Source organism: Enterobacter sp. JBIWA003 (assembly GCF_019968825.1).
Classification (GTDB): domain Bacteria; phylum Pseudomonadota; class Gammaproteobacteria; order Enterobacterales; family Enterobacteriaceae; genus Enterobacter; species Enterobacter quasiroggenkampii.
Genome location: NZ_CP074170.1, coordinates 2912632 through 2926271, shown reverse-complemented (window position 1 = coordinate 2926271; position 13640 = coordinate 2912632). Strand labels below are relative to the sequence as shown.

At 57.2% G+C, this 13640-nt stretch carries 15 protein-coding genes; 8 read left to right on the top strand and 7 right to left on the bottom strand.

Going from position 1 to position 13640, the window contains the following annotated elements; translation table 11 throughout:
• Positions 1–69: 69 nt before the first annotated feature.
• The 3 genes from sdaA to pabB form a co-directional block, all read right to left on the bottom strand.
• A complete protein-coding gene (sdaA, locus tag KGP25_RS14075) occupies positions 70–1434 on the bottom strand; it encodes an L-serine ammonia-lyase (RefSeq protein WP_008500494.1) in 1365 nt (454 codons plus the stop codon).
• Positions 1435–1619: 185 nt separating this feature from the next.
• Positions 1620–2198 (bottom strand): CoA pyrophosphatase, encoded by a 579-nt coding sequence (locus KGP25_RS14070; protein ID WP_223539157.1) that lies wholly within the window; start codon positions 2196–2198, stop codon positions 1620–1622.
• Positions 2199–2204: 6 nt separating this feature from the next.
• Entirely contained in the window at positions 2205–3530 is a 1326-nt protein-coding gene (gene pabB, locus KGP25_RS14065) for an aminodeoxychorismate synthase component 1 (RefSeq protein WP_223540566.1), read from the bottom strand.
• Between the two features lie 61 nt (positions 3531–3591).
• Between pabB and KGP25_RS14060 the strand changes: the two genes are divergently transcribed.
• Positions 3592–3774 (top strand): YoaH family protein, encoded by a 183-nt coding sequence (locus KGP25_RS14060; protein ID WP_008500497.1) that lies wholly within the window; start codon positions 3592–3594, stop codon positions 3772–3774.
• A gap of 6 nt (positions 3775–3780) precedes the next feature.
• On the opposite strand, the gene KGP25_RS14055 is transcribed toward KGP25_RS14060, so the two are convergent.
• The gene (locus tag KGP25_RS14055; RefSeq protein ID WP_008500498.1) at positions 3781–4125 is read right to left on the bottom strand and encodes a RidA family protein; all 345 of its coding nucleotides are present in this window, start codon (positions 4123–4125) and stop codon (positions 3781–3783) included.
• A 133-nt stretch (positions 4126–4258) separates the two neighbouring features.
• Between KGP25_RS14055 and KGP25_RS14050 the strand changes: the two genes are divergently transcribed.
• From KGP25_RS14050 to rnd, 5 genes are all read left to right on the top strand, one after another.
• Positions 4259–6169 (top strand): ATP-dependent DNA helicase, encoded by a 1911-nt coding sequence (locus KGP25_RS14050; RefSeq protein ID WP_023325496.1) that lies wholly within the window; start codon positions 4259–4261, stop codon positions 6167–6169.
• A 66-nt stretch (positions 6170–6235) separates the two neighbouring features.
• Positions 6236–6931 (top strand): tRNA (adenosine(37)-N6)-threonylcarbamoyltransferase complex dimerization subunit type 1 TsaB, encoded by a 696-nt coding sequence (gene tsaB, locus KGP25_RS14045; RefSeq protein ID WP_045908240.1) that lies wholly within the window; start codon positions 6236–6238, stop codon positions 6929–6931.
• A gap of 37 nt (positions 6932–6968) precedes the next feature.
• Entirely contained in the window at positions 6969–7550 is a 582-nt protein-coding gene (locus KGP25_RS14040) for a Slp family lipoprotein (RefSeq protein WP_028018678.1), read from the top strand.
• 203 nt (positions 7551–7753) lie between these two features.
• Positions 7754–9439: a long-chain-fatty-acid--CoA ligase FadD gene (fadD, locus tag KGP25_RS14035; protein WP_074180385.1), complete on the top strand. Its 1686-nt coding sequence runs from the start codon at positions 7754–7756 to the stop codon at positions 9437–9439.
• A gap of 71 nt (positions 9440–9510) precedes the next feature.
• Entirely contained in the window at positions 9511–10638 is a 1128-nt protein-coding gene (rnd, locus tag KGP25_RS14030) for a ribonuclease D (protein ID WP_111967062.1), read from the top strand.
• Positions 10639–10711: 73 nt separating this feature from the next.
• On the opposite strand, the gene minE is transcribed toward rnd, so the two are convergent.
• From minE to minC, 3 genes are read right to left on the bottom strand one after another with little or no spacing between them, the layout of a single operon-like run.
• Positions 10712–10981 (bottom strand): cell division topological specificity factor MinE, encoded by a 270-nt coding sequence (minE, locus tag KGP25_RS14025; RefSeq protein ID WP_008500504.1) that lies wholly within the window; start codon positions 10979–10981, stop codon positions 10712–10714.
• 3 nt (positions 10982–10984) lie between these two features.
• The gene (gene minD / locus KGP25_RS14020; protein WP_008500505.1) at positions 10985–11797 is read right to left on the bottom strand and encodes a septum site-determining protein MinD; all 813 of its coding nucleotides are present in this window, start codon (positions 11795–11797) and stop codon (positions 10985–10987) included.
• Positions 11798–11820: 23 nt separating this feature from the next.
• Positions 11821–12528 carry a septum site-determining protein MinC gene (gene minC / locus KGP25_RS14015; RefSeq protein ID WP_045908243.1) on the bottom strand — a complete coding sequence of 236 codons (708 nt, stop codon included), beginning with the start codon at positions 12526–12528 and terminating at the stop codon, positions 11821–11823.
• Between the two features lie 123 nt (positions 12529–12651).
• On the opposite strand from minC, the gene KGP25_RS14010 reads away from it, so the two are divergent.
• Together KGP25_RS14010 and KGP25_RS14005 are read left to right on the top strand one after the other, a co-directional pair.
• A complete protein-coding gene (locus tag KGP25_RS14010) occupies positions 12652–12927 on the top strand; it encodes a YcgL domain-containing protein (RefSeq protein ID WP_008500507.1) in 276 nt (91 codons plus the stop codon).
• 47 nt (positions 12928–12974) lie between these two features.
• Entirely contained in the window at positions 12975–13634 is a 660-nt protein-coding gene (locus KGP25_RS14005; protein ID WP_024909871.1) for a fumarylacetoacetate hydrolase family protein, read from the top strand.
• Positions 13635–13640: the final 6 nt, after the last annotated feature.

Genomic DNA, 13640 nt, shown 5'->3' with positions numbered 1-13640 from the left:
GGAAAGCAGAAGGAGACGAGGAAGAAGAGGGAAATTCGCCCATCCGTTGCAGATGGGCGAAAGGCAGTATTAGTCGCACTGCACCTTAATGGCCAGGCCACCACGGGACGTCTCGCGGTATTTCGCGTTCATGTCTTTGCCCGTTTCGTACATGGTTTCAATCACCTTATCCAGCGATACGCGAGGTTCGCTGGTACGGCGCATCGCCATACGTGAGGCGTTGATGGCTTTCACCGAGGCAATCGCGTTACGCTCAATGCACGGCACCTGCACCTGGCCCGCGACCGGATCGCAGGTCAGACCGAGGTTATGTTCCATACCGATTTCAGCCGCCACGCAGACCTGCTCAGGGCTTGCACCCAACAGCTCAGCCAGACCTGCTGCCGCCATGGAGCAAGCCACGCCGACTTCACCCTGACAGCCCACTTCCGCACCGGAAATGGAGGCATTCATCTTGTACAGCGCGCCGATGGCACCTGCTGCCAGGAAATAACGGATATAGATGTCCGGCGTCACGGGCTCAATAAAGTGGTCGTAATACGCCAGCACCGCAGGAACAATGCCGCACGCGCCGTTGGTTGGCGCCGTCACGACGCGGCCACCGGCGGCGTTCTCTTCGTTAACCGCAAGTGCAAACATATTCACCCAGTCGACTACGTTCATCGGGTCGTTGGAGAATTTGTCCGTGGTCACCAGCATACGGCGCAGAGCAGAGGCACGACGCGGCACGCGCAGCGGACCCGGCAGAACCCCTTCAGTGTTCATCCCGCGATCGATACAGGCGCGCATGGTTTGCCAGACGTTGGCAAAATAGTCTTCAATCTCTTGTTTGCTGTGCAGCGCCAGTTCGTTCTGCATCACCATGCCGGACAGGGAAAGACCGGTCTGTTTGCAGTAACCCAACATCTCGGTCGCCGATTTGAACGGGTACGGTACGCTGACGTCGCCGACGCTGTCTTTGCCAAAATGCTCTTCATCCACGATGAAACCACCGCCGATGGAGTAGTACGTTTTGCTGTAGATCTCTTTTTCACCGCTATAAGCGTGAATGGTCATGCCGTTTTCATGCAGCGGCAGGTTGTCGCTACGGAAACGCATGCCGTCATCCTGCGGAAAATCGACTTCCTGCTGGCCGTTTGCCAGCAGCAGGCGGCCGCGTGTTTCCACGTCGCGGATGAATGCCGGGATGGCATCAATATCAACGGTATCTGGCATATTGCCTGCCAGACCCATAATAATGGCGATATCGGTGTGGTGGCCTTTACCCGTTAATGACAGCGAGCCGTAAACATCCACGGCGACACGGGTAACGCTTTCCAGTAATCCTTTTTCGACCAGATCATCGACGAACTGTTTACCGGCCTTCATCGGGCCAACAGTATGGGAAGACGAAGGGCCAATTCCCACTTTGAACATGTCGAATATACTAATCACTTTCACACTCCTGACAGGGTTACCGGGGTTCCAGTAACGATGTTATAACTGCGCATAGTGTAAGAGGGAACACCGACCTCGGCTTAACTATTCACATGAATTAAACTAATGGTTAACGATGGGTTTTGCTAATAGCGCGACGCAGATCGCAAACCTGGCAGAAGAGGGCGGAATGTAAAGTATAGTCAAGGCTTCAGGCCGATTTGCAACGCCAGCTCACGAATAATGCCCGCCGTCATGCCCCAGACAAAATAATGCTGATACCAGGACAACCAGACCCGATGGTCATGCCCACGACGCTGAATATCCAGCGGGTGATAACGACTCAGTCGGAGGGCTTCATCCAGCGGCATTTCAAACACCGCGGAGACTTCATCGACGCTGGCGTGATACTGCAGGCCCGGTGGGATAATGCCGACCACCGGCGTGACCTGAAAACCGGTGACGCTGTCGACGGGCGGCAGCACGCCGATGACCTCAACGGCCTCCGGCGGAATGGCAACCTCTTCCTGCGCTTCGCGCAGCGCGGCGGCAATCAGCGAGGCGTCGGTGCTGTCTACCGCGCCCCCCGGAAAAGCGACCTGACCCGCGTGCTTGCGTAAATGGGCGGAACGCTGGGTGAGCAGCAGGCCCGGCTGCGCGCGACGCACGACCGGGATCAGCACGGCCGCCTGACGTTGATTCAGCGCTTCGCGGTTGACCTGCGGTCTCAGTAGCTGAAAGCGAGATAAAAAGTCATCCAGCGTCAGATTCTCTTTTTCCACCCGTGTTTACTCCAGTTGTTTCAGGATACGGTTAACTTTATCAAAGGTTTCCTGATATTCCGCATTGACCTGGCTGTCGGCAACAATGCCGCCCCCGGCCGAACAGTAAAGGTTTCCGTTGCAGGCGGTCAGCGTACGGATGGTAATGCTGGTATCCAGCGTGCCGCACAGGCTGATATAGCCGATGCTACCGCACCAGGCATTACGGCGGTGGGGTTCCAGCTCATCAATGATCTCCATTGCCCGCACCTTCGGCGCGCCGGTGATGGAGCCGCCCGGGAACGCGGCGCGCAGCAGGTCGCAGGCCGTGCGCGAGTCAGGCAGCCGCGCGGTAATGGTGCTGACCAGATGATGCACCGCCGGGAAAGGCTCAACGACAAACAGTTCCGGCACGCGGACGCTGCCCGGCAAGGCCACCCGGCCAATGTCGTTACGCATCAGATCGACAATCATCAGGTTTTCGGCGCGGTCTTTTGGCGAGGCGGCCAGTTTTTCCGCCTGCTGGCGATCGGCATCAGGATCGGCAAGGCGTGGAAGCGTGCCCTTAATCGGGCGGGTTTGGATCGTGCCCTCGGCCAGATGAATAAAACGCTCGGGCGACAGGCTGAGGATCGCCCCCTGTTCCAGACGCACAAAGGCGCTGAACGGTGCCTTATTGCTGGCATTAAGGCGGGTAAACGCCTGCCACTCATCTCCCCGATAGGTCGCCTCGAAGCGCTGGGCGAGGTTAACCTGATAGCAGTCGCCGCTTTGCAGATACGCCTGAACGCGCGCGAATTTTTCGCCATACTCCGCGGCGCTCATGTTGGAGCGCCAGCCGGAGGTCAGCGTGAACGTCTCTGCGGGTGCAGTCTGTTGCGCCTCAAGCCAGGCCAGACGCGCCTGCACGTCACGATGGCTCAGCAGGGAAACCGTTTTTTTCTGGTGATCGACAATTAACGCCCAGTCATACAGCCCCACGGCCATGTCGGGCAGGGGGATATCAGCCTGCGCATGCTCGGGCAGCGTTTCGAAACGGCGACCCAAATCGTAGCCAAACAGGCCCAGCGCGCCCCCCTGAAAAGGAAGATCCGGGTTGGGGGTGGCAGATAAGCCCAGCGCGTTAATGTCGTGCTGAAGCTGCGCCAGCGGATCGTCCGTTAACGACAGAACATCGGTTGTCAGCGTCTTCAGCGGATCGGCGACCAGAATATCAAAGCGGCTATAGGGATGGTCCGCATGGCCGGAGTGCAGCAGCATCGCAAACGGAAGATGGCTCAGGCGGGCAAACCAGTATTCAGCGGCGTCTGTCCGCCAGGGCAGGGTAATAACAGTGGGGAAGCGCATGTTCATGTGTGGCATACTACCGGGCAGCGTGAAATAATTAGCGCGAATAATTTAGCAGGAGTTGACGATGTTTGCAGGTTTACCTTCTCTGAGCCATGAACAGCAGCAGAAAGCGGTTGAGCGAATTCAGGAACTGATGTCCCAGGGGATGAGCAGCGGACAGGCGATTTCCCAGGTGGCGGAAGAACTGCGCGCCACGCATACCGGCGAGCGGATCGTGGCGCGTTTCGAGGATGAAGATGAAGAGTGATCGGGCTTAAACCGCCGCGATAATCTTAATCTCTACCTTGTATTCCGGCTTCATCAGCGTGGCCTGTACGGTGCAACGTACAGGCGCGTGACCCGCCACCACCCACGCGTCCCAGGCTTTGTTCATTGCCGCGAAGTCATCTTTGTTTGCCAGGAAAATCGTCGCATCCAGAATGCGGGATTTGTCGCTGCCCTGTTTTTCCAGCACCGCGTCAATCTGCGCCAGGGTATTGGCCGTCTGCTCGAACGCATCCGCGTCCAGGTTAGCCGGGACGCCGGTGTAGTAGAGCGTCTGGTTATGGATCACCACATCAGACCAGCGGGCTTCGGCATCAATGCGCACAATTGTCATAAACGTTTCCTCGTTATTTTTCGTCGTCAGGCGGCAAGACTGCCATATTGTTCATCTGTCGTCACTATTTGGGGTGGCACATGAGAGGATGGGCTGACATAATCCCTGTGCAAAAATACAGTGAGAGAGCACCGTGGCAGACGATTTTTCCCCTGAAGGTCAATTAGCGCAGGCTATCCCCGGCTTCAAACCCCGTGAGCCTCAGCGACAGATGGCGCACGCCGTTGCACGCGCCATCGATAAGGCTCAGCCGCTGGTGGTCGAAGCCGGTACCGGCACGGGTAAAACCTATGCTTACCTGGCGCCGGCTCTGCGGGCGAAAAAGAAGGTGATTATTTCCACCGGTTCGAAGGCGCTGCAGGATCAGCTCTACAGCCGTGATTTGCCCACCGTGGCAAAGGCACTGAAATATAAAGGCCGTCTGGCCCTGCTGAAGGGGCGCTCCAACTATCTCTGCCTGGAACGCCTTGAGCAGCAGGCGCTGGCGGGCGGCGACCTGCCGGTGCAAACCCTGAGCGACGTCATTATCCTTCGCGCCTGGGCGAACCAGACCGAAGAGGGCGATATCAGCACCTGCGCGAGCGTGCCGGAAGACTCTCCCGCCTGGCCGCTGGTGACCAGCACCAACGACAACTGCCTCGGCAGCGACTGCCCGCTGTATAAAGACTGCTTCGTGGTGAAAGCGCGCAAAACGGCGATGGATGCGGATGTGGTGGTGGTGAACCACCATCTGTTCCTCGCGGATATGGTCGTCAAGGATAGCGGTTTCGGCGAGCTGATCCCGGAAGCGGACGTGATGATCTTCGACGAAGCCCACCAGCTGCCGGACATCGCCAGCCAGTACTTTGGTCAGTCGCTCTCCAGCCGTCAGCTGCAGGATCTGGCGAAAGATTTCACCATTGCTTACCGGACCGAACTCAAAGATACCCAGCAGCTGCAGAAGTGCGCCGACCGTCTGGCGCAGAGCGCGCAGGATTTCCGTTTACAGCTCGGCGAGCCGGGCTATCGTGGTAACCTGCGCGAGCTGCTGGCGGACAAAAACATCCAGCGCGCGCTGCTGCTGCTCGATGATGCGCTTGAGCTCTGCTACGACGTGGCAAAACTGTCACTCGGCCGCTCCGCGCTGCTGGATGCGGCCTTCGAGCGCGCCACGCTCTATCGCGGGCGGCTCAAACGGCTGAAAGAGATTAACCAGCCGGGTTACAGCTACTGGTACGAGTGCACTTCGCGCCACTTTACCCTGGCGCTGACGCCGCTGACTGTGGCGGATAAATTTAAAGAGGTGATGGCGCAGAAGCCGGGCAGCTGGATCTTTACGTCGGCAACCCTGTCGGTGAATGACGATCTGCACCACTTCACCGAGCGCCTCGGCATTGAGCAGGCGGAATCGCTGCTTCTGCCCAGCCCGTTCGATTACGAAAAGCAGGCGCTGCTCTGCGTGCCGCGCAATTTGCCGCTTCCCAACCAGCCGGGTGCGGCCCGTCTGTTGGCGGCGATGCTGAAGCCAATGATCGAGGCCAATAACGGCCGCTGCTTTATGCTCTGCACCTCCCACGCCATGATGCGCGACCTCGCCGAGCAGTTTCGCGCTACGATGACGTTGCCGGTGCTGTTGCAGGGCGAAACCAGCAAAGGCCAGCTTCTGCAGCAGTTCGTGAGTGCCGGTAATGCCCTGCTGGTCGCAACCAGCAGCTTCTGGGAGGGGGTGGACGTGCGCGGCGACACGCTTTCGCTGGTGATCATTGATAAGCTACCGTTTACCTCCCCGGACGATCCGCTGCTGAAGGCGCGGATGGAAGACTGTCGTCTGCGCGGCGGCGATCCGTTTGACGAGGTTCAACTGCCGGATGCGGTCATTACGCTTAAGCAAGGGGTAGGGCGCCTAATCCGTGACGTCACAGACCGCGGCGTGCTGGTCATCTGCGATAACCGGTTGGTGATGCGTCCTTACGGTGCGACTTTCCTTGCAAGCCTTCCGCCCGCGCCGCGGACGCGGGACATAAAACGCGCGGTGCGTTTCCTGGCAAACCCAACGGCGGAGTAATTTACCCCGGAGTGTGCTAAGATGCGCGCCATTTTGTGACTGACCCTTGCGAGAGCGCGACGACCGATGCGAATTCTGGCTATTGATACCGCGACAGAGGCTTGCTCTGTTGCCCTGTTGAACGACGGTGCTGTTTCTGCCCATTTCGAAGAGTGCCCCCGGGAACACACCCAACGCATTCTGCCCCTGGTAAAAGCCATTTTAACCCAGGGAAACACCTCCTTAACCGACCTCGACGCGCTGGCCTTTGGCCGCGGCCCCGGCAGCTTTACGGGCGTACGTATCGGGATTGGCATTGCGCAGGGGCTGGCGCTGGGCGCCGAACTGCCGATGATCGGTGTCTCTACCCTCGCCACCATGGCGCAGGGCGCATGGCGCACGACCGGGGCAACGCGCGTCCTGGCAGCGATTGATGCCCGCATGGGCGAAGTCTACTGGGCCGAATACACCCGTGACGAGCAGGGCGTGTGGCACGGTGAAGAGACGGAGGCCGTGCTTAAGCCAGAAGCGGTGACAGAACGACTGAAACAGCTGTCCGGCGAGTGGGCGACCGTCGGCACGGGCTGGCCAGCGTGGCCTGAGATGGCGAACGACACCGGGTTGACGCTGGTGGACGGCAACATGCTTTTGCCGGCTGCGGAAGATATGCTTCCGATTGCCAGCCAGTTGCTCGCAGCAGGCAAAACCGTGGCTGTTGAACAGGCGGAACCGGTTTATTTGCGAAACACCGTCGCGTGGAAGAAACTTCCGGGCCGCGAGTGAATCTCAGTAACAGGAACTGAGAAAAAGGAGTCGCATCATGGCGGTTCAGACTAAAGTAGTACGCCTTATTATGGCAGGCGCGGTTGCCATAGCACTGAGCGGATGCGTTTCCGTTCCTGATGCGATTAAGGGCAGCAGCCCGACGCCACAGCAGGATCTGGTTCGGGTGATGAATGCGCCTGAGCTGTACGTGGGCCAGGAAGCGCGCTTTGGCGGTAAGGTGATTGACGTACAAAACCAGCAGGGGAAAACCCGCCTGGAGATCGCCACCGTTCCGCTGGACAGCGGCGCGCGGCCTGTACTGGGCGAGGCCTCCCGGGGACGTATCTATGCGGACGTCAGCGGGTTCCTCGATCCGGTCGATTTTCGCGGACAGCTGGTGACCGTCGTCGGGCCGATTACCGGCGCCGTGCAGGGCAAAATCGGCAACACGCCGTATAAATTTATGACCATGCAGGTCAACGGATACAAGCGCTGGCGGCTGGCCCAGCAGGTGATCATGCCGCCGCAGCCGATCGATCCGTGGATGTGGGGTCCGCATCCTTATCGCTATGGCTACCCGGGCTGGGGCTGGTATAACCCGGGACCTGCACAGGTACAGACGATCGTTACTGAGTAACTTACTGTTATTGTTAGAAAAGAGACAGCGGCTCAGCCGCTGTCTCTGTTTTTTTACGGATAAAACGAAAAAAAAGAGTGACGCGCTTCGCAACCTTAAATCTGAACAATTAATAAACTGGTACGCTGAGTTAATATAATGTTAACAAACTGTTTATTATCGGGGTTGTGATGACGACGAACACTCATTTCAGAGGTGATGCATTGAAGAAGGTTTGGCTTAACCGTTATCCCGCAGATGTTCCTGCTGAGATCAATCCTGACCGTTATCAATCCCTGGTGGAATTATTTGAACACTCGGTAAGGCGCTACGCGGACCAGCCCGCATTTGTGAATATGGGCGAGGTGATGACGTTCCGTAAGCTGGAGGAGCGCAGCCGGGCGTTTGCGGCGTATCTGCAGGAAGGGCTGGGGCTGCAAAAAGGGGATCGCGTCGCGCTGATGATGCCGAACCTGCTGCAATACCCGGTGGCGCTGTTCGGTATCCTGCGTGCCGGGATGATCGTCGTCAACGTCAACCCGCTGTATACCCCGCGCGAGCTGGAGCATCAGCTGAACGACAGCGGCGCGGTTGCGATTGTCATTGTGTCCAACTTTGCCCATACGCTGGAAAAAGTGGTCGACAAAACCCAGGTGAAACACGTCATCCTGACGCGCATGGGGGACCAGCTCTCTACCGCCAAAGGCACGCTGGTTAACTTTGTCGTCAAATACGTCAAACGTCTGGTGCCAAAATACCATCTGCCGGACGCTATCTCCTTCCGCCGCGCGCTGCATGCGGGCTATCGGATGCAGTACGTCAAGCCGGAAGTGGTCTCAGAAGATCTCGCCTTCCTGCAGTATACCGGTGGTACCACCGGCGTGGCGAAAGGCGCAATGCTGACCCACCGCAACATGCTGGCGAACCTTGAGCAGGTCAACGCAACCTACGGGCCGCTGCTGCATCCCGGCAAAGAGCTGGTCATCACGGCGCTGCCGCTGTACCACATTTTCGCACTGACCATGAACTGCCTGCTGTTTATTGAGCTCGGCGGTCAAAACGTGCTGATTACCAACCCGCGTGATATCCCGGGGCTGGTCAAAGAGCTGGCAAAATACCCGTTCACCGCCATGACCGGGGTAAATACCCTTTTCAACGCTCTGCTTAATAACAAAGAGTTCCAGCAGCTGGACTTCTCCACGCTGCACCTCTCTGCGGGCGGCGGTATGCCGGTTCAGCAGGCGGTGGCCGAGCGCTGGGTGAAGCTCACCGGCCAGTATCTGCTCGAGGGCTATGGCCTGACGGAATGCGCGCCGCTGGTCAGCGTTAACCCGCATGACATCGACTACCACAGCGGAAGCATTGGTCTGCCCGTTCCTTCCACTGAAGCGAAACTGGTCGATGATAACGATAATGAAGTTGCGCCGGGTGAGCCGGGTGAGCTGTGCGTCAAAGGTCCACAGGTGATGCTGGGCTACTGGCAGCGTCCCGACGCGACTGACGAAATCATCAAAGATGGCTGGCTGCATACCGGTGACATCGCGGTGATGGATGACGAGGGCTTCCTGCGCATTGTCGATCGCAAGAAAGATATGATCCTGGTCTCCGGCTTCAACGTCTATCCGAATGAGATCGAAGACGTAGTCATGCAGCACAGCGGCGTACTCGAAGTGGCAGCGGTCGGCGTGCCTTCCGGCAGCAGCGGTGAAGCGGTGAAGATATTTGTGGTCAAGAAAGATCCTTCTCTCACCGAGGAAGCGCTGGTAACGTTTTGTCGTCGTCAGCTGACGGGCTATAAAGTGCCGAAGCTGGTGGAATTCCGCGATGAGCTGCCGAAATCCAACGTCGGGAAGATATTACGACGAGAATTACGTGACGAAGCCCGTGCCAAAGTAGACAATAAGGCCTGAGCTACACGTTAATCGCCCAGACGCCGGTTAAGCCGGCGTTTTTTATGGGCGCAAACAAAAGAGAATCCGATTTGAATTACCAGATGATCACGACCAACGACGAGCTGGCTTCGCTGTGCGAAGTGACGCGCGACTTTCCTGCCATTGCCCTGGATACCGAGTTTGTCCGTACCCGGACGTACTATCCGCAGCTGGGGTTGATTCAGATGTACGACGGTAAAAACGTGTCGCTGATCGACCCTCTCGGCATTACCGACTGGACGCCGATGCGCGACCTGCTGCTCGATACCGCCGTCACGAAATACCTGCATGCAGGCAGTGAAGATCTGGAAGTCTTTCTGAATACCTTTGGCATCATGCCTCAGCCGCTGATTGATACGCAGATCCTCGCGGCGTTCAGCGGTCGCCCGCTCTCATGGGGCTTTGCCGCCATGGTGGAGGAGTATACGGGCCTGACCCTGGATAAAAGCGAATCCCGTACCGACTGGCTGGCGCGTCCGCTTACCGCCCGCCAGCTGGAGTATGCGGCGGCTGACGTGTTTTACCTGCTGCCGATCGCCGGACAGCTGATGAAAGAGGCGGAAGCCTCCGGATGGCTCCCGGCTGCGCTGGATGAGTGCCGTATGACCCAGCAGCGTCGTCAGGAAGTGGTGGATCCGAAAGAGGCCTGGCGCGACATCAGCAACGCCTGGCAGCTGCGCACGCGTCAGCTGGCATGCCTGCAGCTGCTGGCAGACTGGCGCTTGCGTAAAGCGCGCGAGCGCGATCTGGCCGTTAACTTTGTCGTCCGCGAAGAGCATCTCTGGGCGGTGGCGCGCTATATGCCGGGCAGCCTTGGCGAGCTGGACAGCATTGGGCTTTCGGGCAGTGAGATCCGTTTCCACGGCAAAACCCTGCTGGCGCTGGTCGCAAAAGCGCAAGAATTACCCGACGACGCGCTGCCGGAACCGCTGCTGAACCTGATGGACATGCCGGGCTATCGCAAAGCGTTTAAAGATATCAAAGCGCTGGTGCAGACTGTGGCAACGGAAAGCAAGCTGAGCGCGGAACTGCTTGCCTCACGCCGTCAGATTAACCAGCTACTGAACTGGCACTGGAAGCTGAAGCCGCAGAATGGCGTACCGGAAATGATGGCGGGATGGCGCGGGGAATTGATGGCCGATCGCCTGAATACGTTGCTGGAAGGTTATCCGCGATAAAAAATATGCCGGGGGATAACCCGGCATATTCCCCCGGTGGCGCTGCGCTTACCGGGGCTACGAAATCACAAACCTACGGACGCGACTCTTCCGCTTCCGGGAGCGTCACGTTCAGCTCCAGAATCGAAATATCCCCGTCTTTTTGTTCCAGCTGCACCGTCACCATCTCCGGGTCAATCTGCACGTACTTACAGATCACTTCCAGGATGTCCTTACGCAGCTGCGGCAGGTAGTGAGGCTCGGCGTCGCTACGACGACGCTCCGCAACGATAATTTGCAGACGTTCTTTTGCGATGTTGGCGGTGTTCTTTTTCCGCGAGAGAAAAAAGTCCAGTAATGCCATAACTTATCCTCCGAACAGGCGTTTGAGGAAACCTTTCTTCTCTTCTTCAATGAAGCGGAAAGGACGTTCTTCTCCCAGCAGACGGTCAACGGTATCGGCGTAAGCTTTACCTGCATCTGCCATTGTATCCAGGATCACTGGCTCGCCCTGGTTAGAGGCGCGTAACACGGACTGATCTTCCGGGATAACGCCCACCAGCTTAATGCGCAGGATCTCCAGCACGTCTTCCATGCTCAGCATGTCACCTTTATTCACGCGGCCCGGGTTGTAGCGGGTGAGCAGCAGGTGTTCTTTAATCGGGTCTTCGCCATTTTCCGCACGACGGGATTTAGAGGCGAGGATCCCGAGAATACGGTCTGAGTCACGCACGGATGAAACTTCAGGGTTGGTGGTGATGATCGCTTCATCAGCGAAGTAGAGCGCCATCAGGGCACCGGTTTCGATGCCGGCAGGGGAGTCACAGACGATGAAGTCGAACTCCATTTTTTTCAGCTCGTCGAGCACCTTTTCTACCCCTTCACGGGTCAGGGCGTCTTTGTCACGCGTCTGAGAGGCCGGGAGAATGTAGAGGTTCTCGGTGCGCTTGTCTTTAATCAGCGCCTGGTTCAGCGTGGCATCGCCCTGAATGACGTTCACGAAGTCATACACGACGCGACGCTCACATCCCATGATGAGGTCGAGGTTACGCAGGCCGATATCGAAGTCGATAACGACGGTTTTCTTTCCCTTCTGGGCCAAACCAGTAGCGATGGCCGCGCTGGAGGTGGTCTTGCCAACGCCTCCTTTACCCGAAGTAACAACAATAATGCGTGCCATAGAAATTCCTTGTTAAAAAGGGATCAATTCAACGGTTGAACGGTCAACGCGTCGTCTGCCAGAAGCAGGCGAGCCGCTTTGCCATAAAATTCGGCTGGGATCTTGTCGCTCAGCCAATATTCACCTGCGATGGACACCAGTTCCGCCGTCAGGTGAGTACAAAATATTTGCGCGTCCCGATCGCCACTTGCACCCGCGAGCGCACGTCCACGCATCATACCGTATACGTGAATATTGCCATCTGCAATCAGCTCAGCGCCAGCGCTGACGTGGCTTGTAACAATCAGATCACAGTTTGGTGCATAAATGCGCTGACCGGAACGAACCGGCACATCAATCATTCGCGTTTTTGTGATGGTTGTAACGTTTTGCGCCGCAGGAGGGGGCGTTTCGACGGCAACGGGGGCCGCACGGGGGGCTTTTTCTTTGCCTTCATTCAGAAGCGGCAGCCCCGCACGGTCGATTTCCGCTTTCAGTTCAGTATCTTTGCAGCCGCTGATGCCGACAATACGCAGTCCGGTGGAGGAGACGGCCTGCTGGAGAAGTTTCCAGTTAACCGGCGCCTCAAGACCGCTGACGTTGATCACAACAGGGGCGTGCTTCAGAAAGGCGGGAGCCTGGGCGATTTTGTCTTCTAACGCCTGACGAATAACCTCGGGTTTTGCATCATGCAAATGTACCACTGATAAGGTGAAGCTACTGCCTTTAAGCTCGATGGGCGTGTTTGACATCCTGGCCTTACTCAATTTGCTATTAACCGCAACCACTCGCTGCGATATTCCGAAGAGTATCAGGCATGTTATAGTCAGGAGTATATTGAGGCAAGCAACCACCCATTAATTCAGAGTAAAAACATGTTTTGTGTGATCTACAGAAGTACAACCCGTGACCAGACCTATCTTTATGTCGAAAAGAAAGACGATTTTTCACGCGTGCCTGAAGAATTAATGAAGAGCTTTGGCCGACCGCAGATGGCGATGCTGCTGCCGCTTGATGGTCGCAAGAAACTGGTGAATGCCGATCTGGAGAAAGTGAAAACGGCATTAGCCGAGCAGGGCTATTATTTACAGCTACCGCCGCCACCGGAGAATTTATTAAAACAGCATCTTGAGGCGAACGGAAAAAAATAGTCTCAACTGTTTTTGAGCACAACACATCAACCGTTTAGGGGTCGACCATGTATCAACATCATAACTGGCAAGGTGCATTACTGGATTATCCCGTCAGCAAAGTGGTTTGCGTGGGCAGCAACTATGCAAAACATATTCAGGAGATGGGCAGTGCGACGCCAGAGGAGCCGGTTCTGTTTATTAAGCCTGAAACGGCGCTTTGCGATATCCGCCAGCCGCTGGCCCTGCCGCAGGGGCTCGGCTCGGTGCATCACGAGGTTGAACTCGCCGTACTGATTGGTGCGACGCTGCGTCAGGCTTCCGAAGAGCATGTTCAGAAAGCGATTGCCGGATACGGCGTGGCGCTGGATCTGACGCTACGCGACGTGCAGGGCAAAATGAAGAAAGCCGGACAGCCGTGGGAAAAAGCCAAAGGGTTTGATAATTCCTGCCCGATTTCGGCGTTTGTGCCGGTGAGCGAATTTACCGGCGATCCGCAGGATACCCCGCTCAGCCTGAAGGTTAACGGTGAAATCCGCCAGCAGGGCACCACGGCAGACATGATCCATAAGATTGTGCCGCTGATCGCCTACATGAGCCGCTTCTTTACCCTGAAGCCGGGTGATGTGATCCTGACCGGCACGCCGGAAGGCGTTGGTCCGCTCGTGAGCGGTGATGAACTGGAGGTCGGTTTTAACGGCCTGTCGCTGAAAACCCGCGTGCTGTAACTTCCT